The sequence below is a fragment of the Cerasicoccus arenae genome (assembly GCF_014651635.1).
GTDB lineage: Bacteria > Verrucomicrobiota > Verrucomicrobiia > Opitutales > Cerasicoccaceae > Cerasicoccus > Cerasicoccus arenae.
The window spans coordinates 1-20,865 of record NZ_BMXG01000004.1; the positions used below are offsets into that span (position 1 = coordinate 1).

Sequence of the window (20,865 nt, forward strand, 5' to 3'; positions counted from 1 at the left end):
GGGGGCGGGGGGAGAACTGGATGTCAAATAACGTAAACCTTGTGAACGTCCCGCTGGGGGGGGGGGGGAAGCAAATTTGAACTGAACAACTTTGGGTAATTACCCTATTCTGCTAAAGTTGAAACGTAACGATCTCCATTGTGGATAATTGTCCTGCTTATGCAATGAAAATAGTATATTTATTTACATCCATTAGGTTTCCTGAAATTAAATCCATGTTATTTATTATCAATTCTATGCGGAATTTTTAAATGAATCAAGGAAACCGAATTCTTTACAATAAACTGTGGAGTGGGCAGAAAATTCCTTCCGTGAAAGCTGGATTGAAACGTAAACGGATTCTTCCTATAAGGCCATAGATTCTGTATGTGCAGTAACTCAGCAGCTTAAAAGACGACCATGAAACCTCGAATCAGTATGATCACTCTCGGTGTCCGAGATTTGGCGAAATCAATTACCTTTTATGAAAAAGGACTTGGGCTTCCGAAAATGGAATCTCCGCCGGAAGTGGCGTTCTTCACGTTGAATGGTTCGTGGCTTGGGCTATACGGGCGAGATGCACTCGCCGAGGATGCCAAGCAATCTGCTGAGGGCAGTGGGTTCGAGGGGTTTGCCCTTGCCCATAATTTGGCCTCGGAGGCAGAAGTTGACGCTTTAATGCAAGAAGCGCAATCGGCTGGTGCCACAATAGTTAAAGAGGCACAAAAAGTTTTTTGGGGCGGCTATAGCGGATATTTTAAGGACCCGGATGGGCACTTGTGGGAGATTGCCCATAATCCATTTGTTTGGGTCGGGCCACAAGATGATCCAGCGGATTGATGTCAAGGTCCACTGAGAACTGTTGCAAATCAGCCAAGGTGGGCGACCTCTCTGTGCAGGATAATATCATCCCGCTAGTTACGAATGGGCTGATTCACGCGCCCACGAGCATTTATCCTCTAAACTTTAGCTTGCTCTCCTAATAGGGGACGCCGAAGCCAAAGATTATCTGCTGTTCTTTCTTTACGCCGCTGGTACCCACGGTGTTGTCGAAGGTCAGCTTGTAGGCGAGGGTGGCGTCGATCCAAGAGGCGAGCTTGGTGATCATAGCAGCGGTGAACTCGTATTGGTAGTCGTCGAGGTCGGCTGGAGCGATGCTGCCCGAGGCAGTTTGCTCGAAGCGGACGATTTCGCTGAGCTTGTAAGTGAAGGTTTCCTTGAGGGTGGCCAAGTTATACCATTTCTGGCTGATGCCTTCTGCTTCCTTATATTGCAGTGTGTAGGCAGGGATGATGTTCAGGGTTATGTTATCTTCCTTGATGACATGGAAACCAATACCAAGGTCGAGGTCAACTTGATGGTTGATGTCCTTGACCATGTTGCGCAGGTAGCTCAATTCGGAGTTAAAATACATGAGATCATTGATATCATGGTCGTAGCCGAACATTGCGCCGTAGGTGTCGAGGTTCTTGGTGTCGACGCCATTTTTGTCCGTTTGATTGCTATACTGATAGTACATGTCGAACTTGTAGTGGTGCGGTGCGGCGTCTTTTTTACCGTTGAAATCGAAGTTTAGAGTCGTCGTTTCGGTGTTGGACTCAAGATAGCTGAAGCCAAAGGTGAGCTTACCGGACCAGCCTTCGGGAACCCACTGGTCAACCCAGCTTTGTGCATCAAGGAGGGACCTCGTAATGGCGTCGACTTCTTCTTGGTCTTCGGCGGTTTCGGCTTCTTCTGCGGATGATACCTCGGCACCAGCGACGATCGCGTTGGCAGATTCCGCTGCTTCTACGAAGTCAGGAGCTGGCTGTTCGACAGTGGCGTCTGCCGCGGCAACGGATATTTTGCCGATCATATCGGACTCGAAAGTGATTACACCATCTTCCTGACTGATCAACTGGCCGCTGATGCGATCACCGTTTTTCAAAATAAGTGTATCGGCAGAGGCAACGGCACAGAACGCTATTGAAGTAAGCAGTAAGGTAAATTTTAGCATTACGTTGAAAAACCTGTGGTGGATGGTGGTGATTTCAACGTTTTTTTCCCCCATTTTACAAAAACTCCGAGAATTCGCGGGTCTATCATAGATTGATAATTACGTATTCTTGGCGCCCGAGGGTTGACGGCGGCGGTGCAGGGGGCTTTATTCACGGGCTTTCGACCTGATCCTGATTGGAGAACATCTTATGGCAGATACAAGTAGCTATGACTTAGTGGTAATTGGCGGCGGCCCGGCCGGTTATGCGGGCGCTATTCGCGCTGGACAACTCGGCAAGAAGGTAGCTTGCGTGGAAATGGAACGCGCTGGCGGCACTTGCTTAAACTGGGGCTGTATCCCTTCTAAGGCTTTGCTTAAGAGCGCCGAGCTTTATCAGAAGATGCTGCACGCTGACGATTTTGGCTTCAATGTTGGTTCGATCGACGTCGATTTCCCCAAGGTTGTGGAGCGCTCACGAAGCGTGGCTAACCAAATGGCCAAGGGCATTGAGTTCCTCTTTAAGAAGAACAAGGTCGACTACATTGTCGGCCAAGCGCAGATCAATGTGCCCGGCATGGTCGAGCTGATCTCCGGTGATCGCAAGGGCGAGTATTTGTCCACGAAAAACATCCTGATCGCCACGGGCTGCCGTGCGCGCATGTTGCCAGGCCTGACTAAGGACGGTAAGCAGGTGATGACGGCCCGCGAAATTCTGGATCGTCGCGATCTGCCTAAAAGCTGCATTGTCATGGGTGCTGGTGCCATTGGCATGGAGTTCGCATATTTTCTTAACGCCTTTGGCAGCGATGTGACAGTCGTCGAAATGATGGACCGCGTGCTCCCAGTGGAGGACGACGATGTTTCCAAGTTCGTGGAGAAGTCCTTTAAAAAGCAAGGCCTTAAGGTCATGACCGGCACGAAGGCGGAGAACATTACAGTGGCAGATGGGAAGGTGACGCTGGACGCCATGACAGGCGACAAGACCGAAAAGCTGGAGGCTGAGTCATTACTCGTCGCGATCGGCGTGCAGGCCAACACTGATAAGCTACTTTCGAACCGCGTGAAGCTGGAAATGCACCGCAACTACGTGAAGGTAGACGCTCATTACCGCACCAGCGTGAAAGGCATCTATGCAGCGGGTGATATCATTGGGCCGCCTTGGCTCGCCCACGTTGCGACGTACGAGGCCGTGCAGGCCGTCAACGGCATGTTCGACCACGGCGAACCACGTCCTTACGTGCGTTTCCCCGGTTGCACTTACTGCCAGCCGCAGGTTGCCAGCATTGGCATGACCGAGCGTGACGTGAAGGCCAAGGAATTGAAATACAAGGTTGGCAAGTTCCCGTTTACAGCATCCGGAAAAGCGGTCGCAGCAATGGAGTCCGAAGGCTTCGTCAAGCTGATCGTTTCCGAGCCCGAAGGCGAAATCCTCGGTGCGCACATCACGGGTGCCGAAGCCACGGAGCTCATCGCTGAATATGCATTGGGCATGGAGCTGGAAGCGACTTGGGAAGAAATCCACGGTACGATCCACGCGCACCCAACCCTTTCCGAGGCCCTCATGGAGGCCGCCGCCGCCACTCACAACGAAGCGATTCATATTTGAGGAGTTTAAAGGTTAAAGTGGAGAGGTTAAAGTTCACCGAGGTGTGGCCTCTTCACTGTCTTTAACCTTTAATCTTTTAACTTTAACCTCCCAAACCATGCGTTTAATCGTAATCCGGCACGGTGAGACCGAATGGAATATCCAGCACCGCTATCAGGGGCAGTTGGATTCGCCACTGACTGAAAAGGGGAGGAGGCAGGCAGAGGCAATCGCTCATCGCTTGGCGGACGTAAGCTTCGATCGCTTGGTTTCCAGTGATCTGGGGCGTGCGGTGGACACCGCCAAGGCGATTGCGCGGCAGCATCCAGGATTACCTTGGGAGCAAGATGCTGGATTGCGGGAGCGCAACTTCGGCATGCTCGCTGGTTATACGCGTGACGAGGCAGCGAAGGAATTTCCCCGAGAAGAAGAGGGCTACCTGCATGGTGGCGTCGACTACCGGATTCCAGAGGGAGAGAGCCTGCGGGATGTCTTTCATCGAGCAGGTCGGACCTTTGACCAACTGGCTGAACGTTGTGCTGGTGAGACGGTTTGCGTAATCACTCATGGAGGGATCTTGGGCATGTTTCTGCGGCACGCGGTTGGTATCCCCGTCGAGCACACACGCTGCTACAAGTTCGTGAACGCTGCCTATAACGAATTCACGTGGGAACAAGGACATTGGCTTCTACACGTATGGGGGGATATCTCCCATTTGGGTGACATCGGAGCGATGGATGATCTTTAAAAAAGAATCTCACGTGCCGATTTTGAAACTCCCGCTTGACAGATAGCCTCCGGCTCGCAAGTTTTTGCAGTTTATGGCTGATATTAATGACAAGTGGCCAGAGAATGTGGCCGGAAAATTTTATGTGGACGAGCAGTGCATTGACTGCGATCTCTGCCGCGAAACCGCTCCCGACTTTTTTGCGCGTAGCGACGATGGCGGTTATTCCTATGTCCATAAACAACCGACCTCCCAAGAGGATATCGATATGTGCATGGAAGCCCTCGAAGGTTGCCCGGTTGAGGCGATTGGCGACGATGGTGCCGAAAAGTAAGTTATCATCAAATATTTTCAATTCAGCCTCTCCGATTGGAGGGGCTTTTTTAATTGATCGGGCGTGGTAATATCGTAAGTTATTCTAGTGCCTAGAGTTAGTTACAATCGCACCAATGTTCGTCGAGTTCGCAAGGCGCGCAAAAGCCGTGCACCATTCATGCTAATTCTGGGCGGCTTAATGCTTGGCTGCGTGGCGGCTTGGGCGATCTGGGTAAGGAATTTACAAGGATAGGTCCGGTAATCGGAGCAACGCCGCTGTCGTTGGAGTTTTTGCAGATGAACAGTTGCGGTTGCGTCTACGGGCTTATGGCGCTAACAATAACGCTGTGCCCGAAGCTTCTATAACGCCGACACTGATCTGGTTCCGACAGGACCTCCGAATCCACGACAATCCTGCTTTGCAGGCTGCGATTGAACGTGGCGGTTCGGTGATACCGGTTTATCTTTTCGACGAGGCAGGGGAGGGCGACTGGCGGCCCGGTGGGGCGTCTTGTTGGTGGCTGCATCACGCGCTTCAGGATTTGGCTGCGCAACTCGATAAACATGGTCTGCGTCTGATTCTTGGCATTGGCCAGTCGGCCTCCGAGCTGAAGCGTCTTATTGCGGAAACAGGCGCGGGAGCTGTTTATTGGAACCGCCGTTATGAACCCGCCGTTATCTTGCGTGACGCCAAGATCAAGGAAGCGCTGACACAGCGTGGGCTGGAGGCCAAAAGCTTTAACAGTGCGCTCGTTTTTGAGCCTTGGGAAATCAAGAATCAATCAGGCAAGCCATTTCAGGTCTTCACGCCATATTGGAAACACTGTCTGAAACGCGCTATCCCAGCCCCAGTCGAAGTCGAATTGAAGCATGCCCATGCCCCCCGTAACTGGCCAGCAACGCGTGCCCTCGAGGAACTCGCGCTTTTGCCAAGAATCGCTTGGGACACCGGATTTTTCCCTTTTTGGACGCCCACCTCAGCCGCCGCCAAGCAACGCCTAGGCAAGCTCGCTGCCAGCCACGCATCCGGTTACACGAGGAATCGAGATCGGCCTGATATGGACGGCACTTCTCGTCTGTCGCCCTACCTACACTTTGGCCAAATCGGCCCGCGTGAAGTCTTTGCAGCCTTTGCCCGTTACGATGCTGAGGGGACAAAGGGTGGGCGGAAATTCCTCTCAGAAATTGGCTGGCGCGAGTTCTCTTACCAATTGCTCTACCACTTTCCACATATCCCCACCGAGCCACTGCGCGCCGAGTTTAATCATTTTCCGTGGGAGATGGACGAGACGCTCCTGAGCGCCTGGCAGAAGGGGCTTACGGGCTACCCAATAGTCGACGCCGGCATGCGCCAGCTTTGGACGACGGGCTGGATGCATAACCGCGTCCGCATGATCGTGGCCTCGTTGTTAGTCAAGCACTTGCTCGTGCCTTGGCAAGAAGGCGCTCGTTGGTTTTGGGATACACTTGTCGACGCTGATCTGGCCAGCAACACACAAGGCTGGCAATGGAGTGCGGGTTGCGGCGCTGACGCCGCCCCATACTTCCGCGTGTTTAACCCCATTTTGCAGGGGCAGAAATTCGACCCCAATGGGGATTACGTTCGGGAATGGATTCCCGAGTTACGCCCTGTCGCAACAAGCATCATCCACAAACCGTGGGAAGGGGGGGGGGAGCAGCTTGGTGGCGTTGTCATTGGGCGCGACTATCCCACGCCAATTATCGATCACTCCCGCGGTCGCAACCGCGCATTACAAGCCTACGGTAAATTGAAGGCGTTGAGGTCAGCGTAACACTAGACAGCATGTGGATTCCACACCGCCGCTACTTACTCGAGGCCAACTCATCGCCGGTTTTAGCCCCGTTTTCTAGCAGAATTTCGGCACATGCGGCGCGATCTTCTAACGACGTGCCGCTTCCATAAAGCTCTTTGGACAGTGCCTTATCGAGAGGGGTAACACCGCCGCCAGGGACACGTTCGCCGCCTTCGGCCTTATTGATATCGGCACCGTTCGCAATGAGTAGTTTGACGGTTTCCACGCGACCGTGAAATGCGGCTTGCTGTAACGGCGTGCCCCAATCAGCGACTTCGTTGATGGCGTCAGGATGCGTCTTCAGGTAGGCAAGTAGGCGCTCATTCAAGCCCCAAGCTGCGAGCTGTTGCGGGGTCGGGTCAATGTCAGTTAATTCAATCAGGAATGCGACTGCTTCATCATTATGATTATGTGCTGCCCAGCCTAGGGGTGTGCCGGAATAATTTTTATCCTCGATGTTGGTTCGCCCACCGCGCTCAATCAAAATTTTGAGGATGTCGACGTGATTATTCAAAGCAGCTTGATGCATCGCCGTCGCGCCTGGATGAAGGTGAGCTGGCATGTAGGCGCTGGGGGCGGCTCCGGCGTCGAGTGCTACTGTAACGCACTCCAGGTTTCCCTTTGTGACCGCTGCAAAGAGTGCTTTTTGCGCCGCGAGCGGGTCATTGGTTGTTGCTAAGGTTTTCTTCAATCCCGCGGCGTCATTTTGATAAGCTAGCGCAACTGGCTGTTGACCTGCCCCGAGCCTAATCAACGTATCCATCGCGTCCCAATCGCTGTAGGCAGCGGCACCGATGACACCGTAGGAAAGGTCAGCGCCATGTTTGTTCAAGATTTCGATCATGCGGTCTTCTATACCAGCTTCTCTCAGTAGAATGCCAGTCGTCACCAACCCGAGCGTGGTGTCTTCATTACCTGGATTTCCACATTTGGCATCCACGTCGGCACCTGCTTCCAGTAGCACAATGAGCACTTCTGGAGTCGTTTCAGGGACTTTTGTGCCTCGATTCCAAAATGGATTAAATGCCGTGAAATGGATCAGTGCCGGATGCATAAAGTATCCTTTCTCATATTCCTCATGGCCCGTTGCGCGCATATTCACAAGCTGAGGGTTTTGCTTCAGGAGTTGGGACAGTGCTTCTGCATTGCCCTCGTTTATGTAAACGACGGCTTGATCGAACTCTTTGTTGCCAGTTGTGGGATGGGTATTAGGAGACATCTTGGTATGGTCGCCGTCATGGGCGAAGATTAACGAAGTTGAGCAGAGCAGTAGTAGTGTGGTTAGATAGCGCATGATTCGATGGATTGCCTGAGCATAGGGGCGTGAGTTGTCGTCGCAATGATAATATATAAAGTTATTTAATGATTTGATTGCGTCTGGTGTTCGGTGGAGCCTTATCGCTTAAATTAGGTGTTTGGTCATGAATTGCGCGTGCAGCTAGTCTGCTAGTCCCGTTATTTTTTCTCTTTCCCCAGAGCAGGGACCGCGTATCGTCTTTCCATGGATTTAGGACCTGTCCGTGAAAAAATTGATGGCATTGACCGCGAGATTATCGCCAAGCTGAACGAGCGCTTTCGTTTGGCGTCGGAGGTTGCGCGTGTTAAGCACAAGGCGGGGCTGCCGATCTATCACCCCGGTCGGGAGGAGGCGTTGCTGCGCAAGCTGGCTGAGATCAACCCGGGGCCCTTGTCTGAGAGCGGCATGCGTGCGATCTACCGGGAAATTATTTCCGCGATGATCAGCTTGGAGGCACCCATGACGATTGCTTATTTGGGGCCAGAGGCGACCTACACTGAACAGGCGGCTCGCAAAAATTTTGGCACGCAGCCTAATTACGCGCCCATGCCGACAATTCCTGATGTTTTCGCGGCGGTAGAAAAAGGCGAGGCGGACCACGGCGTGATCCCGATTGAAAATTCGACTGGTGGCGTTGTTAGCCATTCGATTGATATGCTCGCCGAGACTGACCTGACGATCATCAACCAAGTTTACTTATCGATCGAGCATTGCTTGATCTCGCAGTCGCCGTTGGAAGAAGTCCGCGAAGTTCGTTCCAAGGATCAAGCCCTCGCCCAATGTCGGGAATGGCTGGCGCGGCACCTGCCTCATGCACAGCAAGTGGATGCTGATAGCACCGCACAGGCTGTTAAGCAGGCCGGTGAGCTGAAGGGCGTCGCCGCGATTGCTAGCGAGCTTGCTGCCGAGAAATACGAAGTGCCCATTCTTGCCAAAGGAATCCAAGACCGCGCAAATAACGTCACCCGCTTCCTTGTGCTGGGCCGTGAGCCAGTTGGTAGTGGTACTGGCCATGATCGCACCAGCCTGTTGCTTTCGCTCAACGATGAGCCCGGAGCGCTTGAAAAAGCGCTCAAGCCTTTCAGTTCGCGTGGCATCAACATGACGAAGATCGAGTCACGCCCCAGTCGCCGTAAGGCATGGGATTATCTGTTCTACATCGACATTGACGGCCATTGGAGCGATGAAATCGTTCAAGCCGCAGTGGGCGAATTAAAAGCCTGCTGCCCGCTGGTCAAGTGGTTGGGCAGCTACCCGGTGCGGGGTTGATGGGAGAGGAAAAGGCTAGCTCATTGGGCTCCCCATCATTGCGTTTTGTATAATCGCAGTGGTGGTGGTCTACATTGGTTCTTTTGTTCTGATTATGCTGGTTAATGGGAATTCTTTTTTTACTCTATCCATTAATGTTCAGGATGCATTGATAACGATTTACAGGCCGCTGCTCTTGCTCATGGAGCAGATAAGTTAGTTGGGAACTTCCTTGGCGCTCAATAGTTTGGGCAAATACTTCTCCCGCGCTAGGCGCCAGAAAACGAGGAAGAACGCCGTGAGCGGGATGGCGAGGATCATGCCCAATATGCCACCCAACGCGGTGCCCCAGAAGAAGATAGAGAAGATGATAAGCATCGGGCCCATGCCGGTTTTGTCGCCCATGATCTTTGGCGTCAACACGTAGTCTTGGACGCACTGCACAACGGCGAATACGCCCAAGCAAAGCCCGAGCAGCGTCCAACCGCCCTCAGGTTGAAAATAGGCTAGGGGCAGTACCACCGTTACGCCAAGTATGGTGCCGAGGTAGGGGACGATGTTACCCAAGCCAACCATGATGCCGAGCAGAATGGCGAACTTTAGCCCGATTACGCCGAAGCCCAGTGCGAAGAGCACGGAAAGAATCAGCCCGATTAAAATCTGCCCACGGAAGAATGAAACGAGAATGTCGGCGAATTGTTTGATCAGAAAGAGGATGTCCGCGCGCCATTTTTCATTGATGAACGATAGCTGCGAATCGATGTCCTTCCAAGAGTCGCGCTGGCTGTCGAGCAGGTAGAACAAATAGACTGGGATGACTGCGTAGGCAGCGATTTTGGCAAACACCCCAATCAGGAGACCTCCCGCAGTGCCTAATGTTTTTAAGGTGTGATCGACCGCGTTTTTGACCGTTGAGCCGTGCTCTGTGACAAAATTTTTGATGATCGCTTCGATCGATTCGCCGCCCGTCTGTTGGTTAATCCATTCCTTGAGCCAAGGCGCTTTTTCGCCGGCGAAGGCCACAGCGCTGCTGACGAGCTTGGGCCCGCTGTCGATCAGGTCGATGATTTGCTTGAACAGTAGTGGGGCCGCATACGATAGGATGCCAAACAGCGCCAACATAACTAATGCGAACAACAGCAGAATGCTTTTCACACGGCTCAGTTTGAGCCTGTTTTCGAAGAATAAGACGAGTGGCCGCAGTAGCGTGGCAAGGATCGCTGCCAACGCTACTGGTAAAAGCACGTCACTAAAGGTATTTACGAAGCTGCGGAGCAGGATGAATAGGCCGTAGACGGCCCCCAGTAAGACGACTGCCGCCAGCACCGTGAGCCCTGCGCCGACGATGCTGCGCTGGTTGGGGGAGAGTAGGCGGTTGGATGTAGCGTCGTTGTCAGTCATAGAACGTGCACAGTAGAGTAACTTTTCGTGATGCTGGCGAGTTCTATTCAAACACGTTCCGTTTCGGCACAGCGGCTACCGCATTAGAAGGATTGTTTCCGGGTGTAATTCACCGCGGACGAGAACTCGGGCAATGGACAATGTTCACGCCATAATACTGGCGATCCATTTGACGCGCCATTACAAGTTCGTTCGCCGTTTATAAGCGAGGAGGGGGATCAATCGTCTTCCAAGTGATCGGCTAGGCCAAGTTCACGCCGGATTTCCGGCACTTCGGCAATTTGGTCGATAAATTCGTCTACGCTGAAGTCTGCCACAATGAAGTCGCCGTACTCGAAGGTCGGGGTAAGGGATTGTCCGCTGACCTCAATCATACGCTGCATGCTGCTGCGGCTGCGGATCACATCGCGCACGTCGAGATCGACGCCATGTTGTTGAAAATAGGTCAGGGCCTCACGGCACCACGGGCAGCCTGGTTTGATGTATACAATAGGTTTCATGTGTTTCTCCGTTAAGGACTTATTGAATCTGACTTACGCTTGATAGCAACCCAAAACGCGCGAAAGTGGCCATACTAATATGGATGATTGGATGGGCTTTGGCAAACGCTCGACAAGCAGTACGACAGCATCAACGATAAAGGTTTCCATGGACATTCATATTAAAGGCGCACGCGAGCACAACCTTCAGAATCTGGAATTACGCATTCCGCGGGAGAAGCTGGTCGTGATTACCGGTGTGAGTGGTTCGGGGAAGTCATCGTTGGCTTTTGACACTCTTTATGCTGAGGGCTACCGCAAATATGTGGAGAGCCTCTCGACTCGTGCCCGGCAGTTGCTGGAGCAGATTAAGCGGCCCGAGGTGGACTTTATTCACGGACTTTCACCAGTGGTCGCGATCGAGCAGCGTTCGGCCGCGGGCTCTAACCCACGGAGTACCGTAGCCACTATCACAGAGATTGCGGATTACTCGCGACTGCTCTGGGCCGTTTGTGGCGAACAGTTTGATCCGATCGACGGCGGTCGTATTGAACGCCGTTCGCTGGATGACTGCATCCGTCGCGTTTACCGTGAGCCGGAGGAGTCGCGCCTGATGATTTTGGCCCCGGTAATGACTGCGCGCGCCTCGGTCATTCGCGAAGAGATTCCTCACCTACGTCAAAAGGGATTTCAGCGCGTGCGCATTGCGGGTACGGTTTATGAGTTAGATGAGGCGGAGCGCTTTCCGAGCCAGACAGGTGAACTGGAGCTCGAGGTGATCGTTGATCGTATTGTCTTACGCGAAGACCAACGTTCACGGCTGGCGGATTCGCTGGAGTTGGCTTTTCGCGAAGGGCTGGATCGTGCGTTAGTGATGACTCAGGATAACCGCGACGCTCCCTGGAAAGAAATTCGCCTGAGCCGCGCTTTGGCGGGCGCAACTTCGGGCCAGGTCTATGATCCGCTCACGCCGCGTCACTTTTCCTGGAACCATCCAGAGGGTGCCTGTGAAACTTGCGGGGGGGTAGGGCAGACGCGTCAATTTAACGAGATGCTACTCGTGCCAGATCCATCGAAATCGGTCAAGAAGGGGGCGATCAAGCCGCTACGCCTTGGATCGAAGGGGATGATCATTAAGCACAATGCGATTCTCAAGCAATTGGCTGAGCAACTTCCCTTTGACCCGAATACCGCTTGGGAGGAGCTGCCTGCCGACGTGCGGCAGACAATCCTGGGGGGGGGGGGCGAACGTCTTTTCAGCTTCAAGCTCAAGCGTGGCAATACCAAGCCTGAGGCTTTGCCGTGGAACGGTGTGCTCGACTTGCTCGACGATATCCGGCGGGAGACCTCCAGCGACGGCCTGCGGGCGCGTCTGCTGGCATATCAGGTGGCCTCTGAGTGCCCGAGTTGTCACGGTCAGCGGCTCAATGCACGTGCGCGCAATGTGCTCGTCAGCGGAAAGCGTTTCACAGATTTCCTTTCGCAAAGTATCGGCGACGCACATAACTTTGTATTGCAAAGCTTGCTACCTGAAGAGCGGCTTATGCCAGCACGAGAAGCCTTGATCGGACTGGAGCAGCGTCTGGGTTTCTTGGTAGAAGTAGGGCTGAGCTACATGACGCTTGATCGTGCATATTCGACGCTTTCTGGCGGCGAGGCTCAGCGCGTTCGTCTGGCCACTCAGCTTGGTATGGGGCTGGTTGGCGTGTGTTACGTGCTCGACGAGCCCAGCATTGGCCTACATCCGCACGATAACGACAAGCTCATCCATACGCTGCTCGACTTGCGCAATCGCGGTAACGCGGTAGTCGTGGTCGAGCACGACGAGGCCACGATTCGTGTGGCAGATTGGCTGATTGAACTTGGGCCGGGTGCCGGTGCCCAAGGCGGAAAGCTTGTTTTCGAAGGCACCCCTGAGGAGTGCAAGACGGACAAAAAATCCCGTACAGGTCCGTATCTTTCCGGTCAGCGAACGCTGATGAAAGACGTGAAGGATCGTGAGCCTGCTTATGGACGATTGACGGTGTTGAATGCGCGGGAGCACAACTTGCGCGGGCTAAACGTTGGCTTTCCGCTAAAACTGTTAACGGTCGTTTGCGGTGTATCTGGCTCAGGTAAAAGCACCTTGGTCAACGACGTTTTGGCGCAGGCGGCGTCGTGGAAACTTAACGGAGCAAAAGCGATTCCTGGCGCGCACGACGGGCTTGATGGGCTCGATGCATTCAAGAGCGTTATCCGCGTTGACCAGGACCCGATTGGTCGCAGTCCACGCTCGAACCCCGCAACTTACACCAAAGTTTTCGACCATTTGCGCGATCTATACGCGAAGTGTCCGCTGTCCAAAGTTCGTGGTTATAAGGGTAGCCGATTCAGTTTCAATGTGCGTGGTGGGCGCTGTGAGCGCTGTCAGGGCGATGGCCAGATCAAGCTGGATATGCAGTTCCTGGGCGATGTCTTTGTGGAGTGCCCAAGCTGCCATGGTCGCCGATACAACCGCGAAACGCTGGAGGTGCGTTTTAAGGGCGTTAACATCGCCGAGGCATTGGACATGACCGTTGATGAAGCTCTGGCGCATTTTAAAAACATGCCGAAAATCGCTGAACGTCTGCAGACCTTGTCTGCCGTGGGCTTGGGTTATGTGAAATTAGGCCAGCCAGCAAATTCGTTGTCCGGCGGTGAAGCGCAGCGTATCAAGCTCTCTCTGGAGTTGGCCAAGCGGCAGCAGGGCGAGACGCTATACCTACTGGACGAGCCGACGACGGGTCTGCACTGGGACGACATTCAGAAGCTGCTCGATTTGCTCTATCAGTTGCGGGAAGCGGGCAACACCATCATCCTGATCGAGCACCATAGTGACATCATTCGCTTGGCGGATTGGGTGATCGAGCTTGGCCCTGGCGGCGGATCAGCAGGCGGCCATCTCGTTTACGAAGGTAAGCCCGCAGGCCTCAAGTCTTGTGAGAAATCTTTAACAGGGCGATACCTGTAGCTTATCTTGGAGTCATTTCTTCGTTTTCGGTTTTACAAACCAACTCACTTGCTAGTTAACTTAATTTTGCTCATTTTTAATCTTACCCATGAAATACCCAGCACTGAAAATCCTGTCTCTGCTCATCGCTTCACACACGCTTTCGGCGGATGTCACGTTGCCACATTTATTCAGCGACCACATGGTCTTGCAACGCAATTTGGCCGATCCGGTATGGGGCAAGGCTGATCCTGGCGAAACAGTCAGCGTGACCATCGCAGGGCAGAAGCACGAAACGGTGGCTGACGCCGACGGAAAATGGGGCGTTACCCTCGACCCAATGCCAGCAGGGGGGCCGTTGCAGATGATCATCAAGGGAAACAACACGATTGAGCTAGAGAACATTCTGGTTGGCGAAGTTTGGGTTTGTTCGGGTCAGTCCAACATGGGATTTGCAGTCAAGAGCACCTATAACAATGAGGTTGAAATTGCCTCGGCTAATTTCCCGGAAATTCGTTTGCTCTCGCTCCCACGCAAGGGCACTCAAGAACCACAGGATGATTTCGAGGCTGATTGGCAGATCTGCTCGCCAGCAACTGTGGGTGGTTTTTCCGCGGTTGGCTATTTCTTTGGCCGTCGTATTCACGAAACCTTGGGTGTGCCGGTCGGATTAATTGACAACGCATGGGGTGGCTCTGCTGCCGAAGCTTGGGCACCCCGCGAACTGCTTGAACAACACGAACAATACGCGGACTATATTTCTCAATGGGACAAACGTGCCTTTGAGTATACGGATGAAATCCATGCAGAAAAAATGGCTGAATATAAGGTAGCCAGAGAGGAATATGATAAGAATGGCGGCAAACGTCCGCGCTGGCCTCAGGATCCTCGCTATGGGCAACATCGCCCCGGCAATATTTACAACGGTGGCGTTTTGCCGCTCGTTGGTTATGGTATTCAGGGAATGATCTGGTATCAGGGCGAAACCAATGCAGGCCGGCCAGACAACTATGAGCATCTAATGGGGCTCGTTATCGGTAATATGCGCGAGCAATGGGGGCAGGGCGATTTCCCATTCTATTGGGTGCAATTAGCGGATTATGGGTCAGAGAGCGCTGAACCCACAGATTCCAAGTGGGCCCACTTGCGTGAAGCGCAGACTAAGACCATGGAATCTGTGCCCAATAGCGGACAAGCTGTCATCATTGATTTGGGAGAAGGCCGAGACATTCATCCACGCAACAAGCAGACCGTTGCTGATCGCCTTGTTCGTTGGCCGCTCGCCAAGGAATACGGTTATACGATGGACTATCGTAGCCCAGAATTTGCCTCAATGGAAACCGTTGACATCGCATCGACTGAGGAGGATGGCGCTGAGACATCTACTACTGGCAAGGGTGTGCTCTTGAGCTTTGACTACAACTCCAGCGATGGGCTGATCCCTTTCGACACCAACGAAGTGAAGGGCTTCGCTATTGCAGGCGAAGACCAGCAGTTCCATTGGGCCGAGGCCGAGATTATTGGCAAGAATCAGGTCCGGGTTTGGAGTGATGCGGTTGCTGAACCCGTTGCCGTGCGTTACGCTTGGGCAACGAATCCAGTCGCGAATCTCTACGACAAAAACGGCCTGCCCGTGACTCCTTTCCGCACCGACGATTGGTGAGTGTCAGCGAAGTAAACGGAGTCGGTTAAGCGAAATCTGAAAGCGTGGTCCACTTGGCCCAACTGTCGATTGGTCCTCGTAAATCACGTAATTTTCCAGGCACAGATTCTGCAACGTCGGTCTTCGTGGGAAACAGGAAGATGGCTCCAAGCAGGATTTCTCCTGCTGGAATGCCAAGCATCGCGAAGACATTAGGCTCGCGGAGAGCACCCCCACTCGACCAGTAATTGGGGACTCCGCGTGCCGTCGCAGCGAGTAGCATATTTTGAACCGCTGAAGATGCCGCGGCTAAGTGTTCCATGTTGTCCAAAGTCGGGTCGAAGAGTTGCTCGTTAGGCGCTTTGGGCGGATTAGGCAGCCAGGTGACTTGGATCAAGGCCGTGGCCGTGGCGAGGAGTTGGGGGATTTTTGAGGTATCCCTAGCGGCTTGCAGGCGATCTCGCAATTGTCGACATTCGGGTGCGTCCAGCGCGTAGCAGCGCCAAGGGACAATGGAGGCTAACTCACTGCGATGCACATTGGCGCTGGGCCGATGAAAGGGTGCCCAGCCTGCAGCGGTAATCACAGCCTCCACCAAAGCGCGGTCGCCATGAGCGGGTAGTGGGGAATCAGCGAGACGCTTAGTCGTGCAGCGCGCTTGGATAGTATGTTCGACGGGATTGGCTGGATCAGATGCCTTCATGTCACAAAAGGTGCATGACTCGCGGTAAAGGTCGAGCGCGGACGGCGTTTTATCGCATCGCTATTCGGCTAGAAACCGATTAAGGTGACACCTTGCTTTTTCGCTGAGGCGAGCACGGCATCTTTGTCGAGCATGATGACATTATCGGCTTCAAGAGCGGCGGCGCGAATGCCTGCCTGAGCCATGACATCAAGCGTCTGCTCGCCAAAAACGGGCACATCGAAGCGGTAGTCCTGGTGTGGTTTTACCGTCTTAACGAACAGAGTTTCCTTCGCGCCAAAGCTGCCTGCGCGTTGAAGCATGGCGTCGGTGCCCTCAAATGCCTCGACTGCGATCACGGAACCGCGATTAACCACGACGCCTTGGCCGACATCCAACCGTGCCATTTCTCGGGCAATTTTTACTCCGTGATCGAGAGTGTCGCCGTCGGGCAGGAATTTTCTTTTGACCATGACACCAGCGTGGGCCATCTGGTCGTCGAGGAACGCCCGAGCGTCGAGCAATTCACAGTCCTGCTGGCGCATTTCATCGGCCAGTGCGCCGAATATAGACTCAGCATTGCGCTGCTTGAGGCGGGCCAAAATAGTTACCGCCTTCAGGTCTGGGTGGAGTCCGTCGAAGAGGCGTCGGGGGGTGATCTGGCCGACCATGAGCGAGGACCGCGCCTCAAAGCGTTTCAGCGCCTTAAGTAGGTGTCCGACTTGTCCAACTTTGACCATGGCCCTTTCGCTTTCAGCAAAGCTTTCGTAAAGATCAAGGCGTGTTTCGCCCTCGAATGCGATCAGGCGTGTAGGCACTCCTGCTGCTCGCAAGCGCGCGACAGTGAGCACCGGGTATTGGCGTTGCCCAGCAATGACGGCCACGGGCTGCGTGGCGTCAAAATTGTCAGGGAGGAAACGGGAGAGCGGCACTTACAGTTTGGTGTTGTTGTAGGGTTTGCTGCTGTGAATCGAAGAAGTGGTGATGCGCGAAGGAAGAATTACGCCATCCTCCGGCGTCTGAAAATACCATCGGCGTAGCGCAATGCTGGCTAATTTAGCCAGCGGTTCCCACTCTTCGCGCTGCTTGTTGGTTAGTGGCTTAATGTGTTCTTCGGAGCTGACAGATAGGCTGGCTACAAAGCTGTATCCTTCGCTGAGGATGTGATTTTGTTCGCCCACCTGAATGCTACCCCGACCGTCGAAGATCGCCATAATTCCACTAAGTGTCTCGTGAATGACAGTCGCCGATTGCGCCTTGAGGGATACTGAAACTCCTTCGTTTAGCTCAATGGTGAATGCCGACAATGGGTTTGGGTCTCGCTGAGCAACGCCGACTTGGCCGTTTAGCAGAGATGTTCGCAAAGTTGAGCGACTAGGCTCGAACTCAACGTCATCCGGGCGCGCCTTGAAGGGCGTTTGCTCATAGTGACTGATCTGTAGATGGCTATTGGGCGCGATGTAAACAGCGACGCCATTGGAAAAAACCAACGCCGAAAATCCGTCTGCGCCCGTCTGGATATCGGTGCCGACTGGGTCAAATGCCTTGCCAACCGGCAGCTCCTTGCCCGCCAACGTTGCGGTTACCTGGCCGCTTTGGCTGTCGATAACAGCTACGCCGGACTCGCCGCGCAAGCTGGAGGAAATGCCGATGAACAAGAGGATGATACAGAAGAATCGCATCAGTTTACTTTGCGAGGCAGAGTTATTTAACGACGAGGTTTACAATCCGGCCCGGAACGTAGATTTCTTTGACGATGGTTTTGCCCTCGAGTTGGGGAGCTACCTTGTCGAGTGCTTTCGCTGCGGTGAGGATATCGGGTTGGGCTGTGTCTTTGGCGACTTCAAGTTCGCCGCGCAATTTACCGTTGATCTGAACCATCAGCTTGACGGTGTCCTTGACCAGCTTGGACTCATCATGCTTGGGCCAAGGGGCGTTGGCGATGGACGGTGCTTCGCCCAGGCGTTCCCAGATTTCTTCCGTGATGTGCGGGGCCAACGGCGCTAGCAGTTGCAGGAATGCCTTGGCCGAGGCGAAGTTCAATGTCTTGGCTTTGGCGAACTGGTTCGCGCAGATCATCATTTGCGAAATGGCGGTATTGAAAGACAGGCGCTCGTAGTCAGCCGTGACTTTTTTGATCGTTTCATGCAGGGCGCGAGCGGTGTCGGCATCATCTTCTGTATCGCAAAGCTTGGTTGCTGGTTGGCCGTTGTCATCGAGCAGTTCACGCCAGACTTTGTTGCGCAGGAAACGGTTGATGCCTTGGATGCCGTCGGTGTTCCACGGCTTCATGGCTTCCAGTGGTCCGAGGAACATCAGGTACAGGCGCATGGCGTCAGCACCATGGTCCTTAATGATGAACTCTGGGTTGACGACATTGCCACGGCTCTTGGACATTTTTTCGCCGTCCTCGCCCAAAATAATACCCTGGTGGAACAGCTTCTTGAACGGTTCCTTGGTTTTCAGCACGCCGATATCGTGCAGGAACAGATGCCAGAAGCGCGCGTAAAGCAGGTGCAGCACGGCGTGCTCGGCACCACCGACATAGAGGTCAGGCGCTTGCCAGTATTCCTCGATTTTCGGGTCGATGATGAAGTCCGGGTTCTTCGGATCCATGTAGCGCAGGTAATACCAGCACGAGCCAGCCCATTGCGGCATGGTGTTGGTTTCGCGTGTAGCGGCTGCCCAGTCAGTGCCGGGGCGTTCGGTCAGTTGTTCGTCGCCGTCCTGCTGGATGACGCGCGGGCGGGTTTCGCCAGTCTTCAAGTTGAGCCAGACGTTCACCCATTCCACGGCTTTGGCCAAGGGGCTTTCTCCGGTGCCTGTGGGCTGATAGCTATCAACCTGCGGAAGTGTGAGCGGCAGGTCTTGCGTGGGGACGGTGATGGCACAACGCGCCTCGCCATTGATGATTGAAGTGACGGGATCGATGGGCAGTGTGTTGTTGAGCTCACTCTCATCCTTGTCCAGCGCCATGAGACGCTTATAGTCGGCTGGGGACAGCCACATGATGGGGAAAGGCTCACCCCAATAGCGTTGCCGTGAAAACAGCCAGTCGCGCAGCTTGTAATTCACGGCTTCCTTGCCGACTTTTTTCGCGGCGAGCTCGGCGGTGATTTTTGCTTTGGCGTCGGCCACGTTCAGACCATTGAGATCGCCTGAGTTGATTAACGCACCATCGCCCGTGTAGGCTTCCGTTAATTCCTCATCTGGATTGGCATTTTCATTGGCAATTACCGGTAAAATTTCTAGTCCAAAGGTTTTTGCGAACTCGAAGTCGCGCTCGTCGTGGGCGGGGACAGCCATGATGGCACCCGTGCCGTAAGTGATGAGCACGTAGTCGGCTACCCACACGGGGATTTTTGCGCCGTTGACTGGGTTGATTGCATAACCGCCCGTGAAGACACCGGTTTTTTCCTTGGCCAGTTCGGCGCGCTCTAGGTCGCTTTTGCGCTTGGCTTGTTCGGCGTAGGCTTCGACTTCAGCGCGGCGATCGTCGATGGTAATCTTGCTCAACAGCGGATGCTCCGGTGACACAACCATGTAGGTCGCGCCGTAAAGGGTATCGGGGCGAGTGGTGAAGACGCGCAGTTTCTCATCGAGTCCGTCTAGTTGGAAGTCAACTTCGGCCCCGGTGCTGCGGCCAATCCAATTTTCTTGCAAGCGTTTGGTGGAGTCTGGCCAGTCGAGGTCTTTCAAGCCAGCAATCAACTTGTCCGCATAGGCGGTGATCCGCAGAACCCACTGGCGCAGTGGACGCTTTTCCACGGGAAAGCTGCCACGCTCGGAGCGGGGGCCTTCGGGCGTGTTCAATACTTCTTCATTGGCGAGCACGGTGCCTAGCTCTGGGCAATACCAGACTGGCTTTTCTTCGACATAGGCCAAGCCATGTTTGAATAGCTGGACAAAGATCCATTGCGTCCACTTGTAGTAAGCGGGGTCGGTGGTGTTTACTTCGCGGTCACTGTCATAGGTGAGGCCGATCTGCGCGAGTTGCTTCTTAAAATTGGCAATATTTTCCTCGGTCACCTCTGCGGGCGGGCGGCCGGTCTTGATGGCATACTGCTCGGTGGGCAGGCCAAAAGCGTCCCAACCCATGGGATGAAGCACATTGAAGCCCTGGGACTTCTTCATGCGCTTTAGGGCGTCTGTGGCGGTGTAGCCTTCCGGGTGGCCAATGTGGAGGCCGGCACCAGACGGGTAGGGGAACATGTCCAGCACGTAGTATTTGGGCGCAGGCTTGGCGTTCGGTGCTGGATTGGGTCCGGCAAAGGTCTTGTCATCGGCCCAGAAGGCTTGCCACTTGGGCTCGATGGAGGCGGGTTGGTAATCGGCGGTTTTCATCTACTTGATGGGAAACCGTCCGAGTGTGGGCCTTTCGACCCGCGCGTCAAGGATGGGTCTTCGTTTCCAAGGCCCGAAGTTCAGCTTTTAATTTTGAGATGCGCGCAGTGCGATGAGCGAATGAAAAGCAGCCAGCGATGAAAAAGGCGGTGCCAAGAACCATGCAAAATATCTTTAAGAAGGTGTTCTCAGAGAAACTCCCAAAAAACTGCATTACGGCTCCTAAGGCAATGAGTGGCAAGACGTAGGTGCTGCGGAACTCCTGATCCTCATTGATTTCGGCCTCTAATATATCTTGGGGAGGACGTTCCTTGTCGTTATAATGCCATTCTTTACGACCGATGAATCTTATGCGAAAAAGATTCCGCTTGTTTTCGTCCATTTGGTTGAAGTCATCATCGAGCAT

The 20,865-nt window shown here is 53.8% G+C and carries 17 protein-coding genes; 8 read left to right on the forward strand and 9 right to left on the reverse strand.

Annotation, left to right across the window (positions count from 1 at the left end):
* Positions 1–399 precede the first annotated feature (399 nt).
* Positions 400–819, forward strand: coding sequence for a VOC family protein (locus IE065_RS03870; protein WP_189512036.1), 420 nt, complete (start codon positions 400–402; stop codon positions 817–819).
* 139 nt (positions 820–958) lie between these two features.
* Here the strand turns inward: IE065_RS03870 and IE065_RS03875 are convergent, their stop codons facing one another.
* Positions 959–1,975, reverse strand: a complete 1,017-nt coding sequence (locus IE065_RS03875; RefSeq protein ID WP_189512038.1) for a DUF481 domain-containing protein — start codon at positions 1,973–1,975, stop codon at positions 959–961.
* A gap of 190 nt (positions 1,976–2,165) precedes the next feature.
* Between IE065_RS03875 and lpdA the strand changes: the two genes are divergently transcribed.
* The 4 genes from lpdA (at position 2,166) to IE065_RS03895 (ending at position 6,377) form a co-directional block, all read left to right on the forward strand.
* Positions 2,166–3,563, forward strand: coding sequence for a dihydrolipoyl dehydrogenase (lpdA, locus tag IE065_RS03880; RefSeq protein ID WP_189512040.1), 1,398 nt, complete (start codon positions 2,166–2,168; stop codon positions 3,561–3,563).
* 97 nt (positions 3,564–3,660) lie between these two features.
* Entirely contained in the window at positions 3,661–4,290 is a 630-nt protein-coding gene (locus IE065_RS03885; RefSeq protein WP_189512042.1) for a histidine phosphatase family protein, read from the forward strand.
* Between the two features lie 73 nt (positions 4,291–4,363).
* Positions 4,364–4,603, forward strand: coding sequence for a ferredoxin (locus tag IE065_RS03890; protein ID WP_189512044.1), 240 nt, complete (start codon positions 4,364–4,366; stop codon positions 4,601–4,603).
* A gap of 328 nt (positions 4,604–4,931) precedes the next feature.
* On the forward strand, positions 4,932–6,377 hold the full coding sequence (locus IE065_RS03895) for a cryptochrome/photolyase family protein (RefSeq protein WP_229792052.1): 1,446 nt from the start codon (positions 4,932–4,934) through the stop codon (positions 6,375–6,377).
* Between the two features lie 31 nt (positions 6,378–6,408).
* On the opposite strand, the gene IE065_RS03900 is transcribed toward IE065_RS03895, so the two are convergent.
* Positions 6,409–7,692, reverse strand: coding sequence for an ankyrin repeat domain-containing protein (locus IE065_RS03900; RefSeq protein ID WP_189512046.1), 1,284 nt, complete (start codon positions 7,690–7,692; stop codon positions 6,409–6,411).
* 207 nt (positions 7,693–7,899) lie between these two features.
* Between IE065_RS03900 and pheA the strand changes: the two genes are divergently transcribed.
* Entirely contained in the window at positions 7,900–8,964 is a 1,065-nt protein-coding gene (gene pheA, locus IE065_RS03905) for a prephenate dehydratase (RefSeq protein ID WP_189512048.1), read from the forward strand.
* Between the two features lie 195 nt (positions 8,965–9,159).
* On the opposite strand, the gene IE065_RS03910 is transcribed toward pheA, so the two are convergent.
* Positions 9,160–10,344, reverse strand: coding sequence for an AI-2E family transporter (locus IE065_RS03910; protein WP_189512050.1), 1,185 nt, complete (start codon positions 10,342–10,344; stop codon positions 9,160–9,162).
* Positions 10,345–10,562: 218 nt separating this feature from the next.
* Positions 10,563–10,844: a glutaredoxin family protein gene (locus tag IE065_RS03915; protein ID WP_189512052.1), complete on the reverse strand. Its 282-nt coding sequence runs from the start codon at positions 10,842–10,844 to the stop codon at positions 10,563–10,565.
* Positions 10,845–10,992: 148 nt separating this feature from the next.
* On the opposite strand from IE065_RS03915, the gene uvrA reads away from it, so the two are divergent.
* Together uvrA and IE065_RS03925 are read left to right on the forward strand one after the other, a co-directional pair.
* Complete coding sequence (uvrA, locus tag IE065_RS03920; protein WP_189512054.1) at positions 10,993–13,812, forward strand: excinuclease ABC subunit UvrA; 2,820 nt, start codon at positions 10,993–10,995, stop codon at positions 13,810–13,812.
* 88 nt (positions 13,813–13,900) lie between these two features.
* Entirely contained in the window at positions 13,901–15,454 is a 1,554-nt protein-coding gene (locus IE065_RS03925) for a sialate O-acetylesterase (RefSeq protein ID WP_189512056.1), read from the forward strand.
* A gap of 25 nt (positions 15,455–15,479) precedes the next feature.
* Here IE065_RS03925 and IE065_RS03930 read toward each other — a convergent pair whose 3' ends face one another.
* From IE065_RS03930 to IE065_RS03950, 5 genes are all read right to left on the reverse strand, one after another.
* Positions 15,480–16,136 (reverse strand): nitroreductase family protein, encoded by a 657-nt coding sequence (locus tag IE065_RS03930; RefSeq protein WP_189512058.1) that lies wholly within the window; start codon positions 16,134–16,136, stop codon positions 15,480–15,482.
* A 68-nt stretch (positions 16,137–16,204) separates the two neighbouring features.
* Positions 16,205–17,047, reverse strand: coding sequence for an LpxI family protein (locus IE065_RS03935; RefSeq protein ID WP_189512060.1), 843 nt, complete (start codon positions 17,045–17,047; stop codon positions 16,205–16,207).
* The gene (locus tag IE065_RS03940; RefSeq protein ID WP_189512062.1) at positions 17,048–17,797 is read right to left on the reverse strand and encodes a FecR family protein; all 750 of its coding nucleotides are present in this window, start codon (positions 17,795–17,797) and stop codon (positions 17,048–17,050) included.
* A gap of 22 nt (positions 17,798–17,819) precedes the next feature.
* On the reverse strand, positions 17,820–20,459 hold the full coding sequence (leuS, locus tag IE065_RS03945; RefSeq protein WP_189512064.1) for a leucine--tRNA ligase: 2,640 nt from the start codon (positions 20,457–20,459) through the stop codon (positions 17,820–17,822).
* 46 nt (positions 20,460–20,505) lie between these two features.
* Positions 20,506–20,865 (reverse strand): hypothetical protein, encoded by a 360-nt coding sequence (locus tag IE065_RS03950; RefSeq protein ID WP_189512066.1) that lies wholly within the window; start codon positions 20,863–20,865, stop codon positions 20,506–20,508.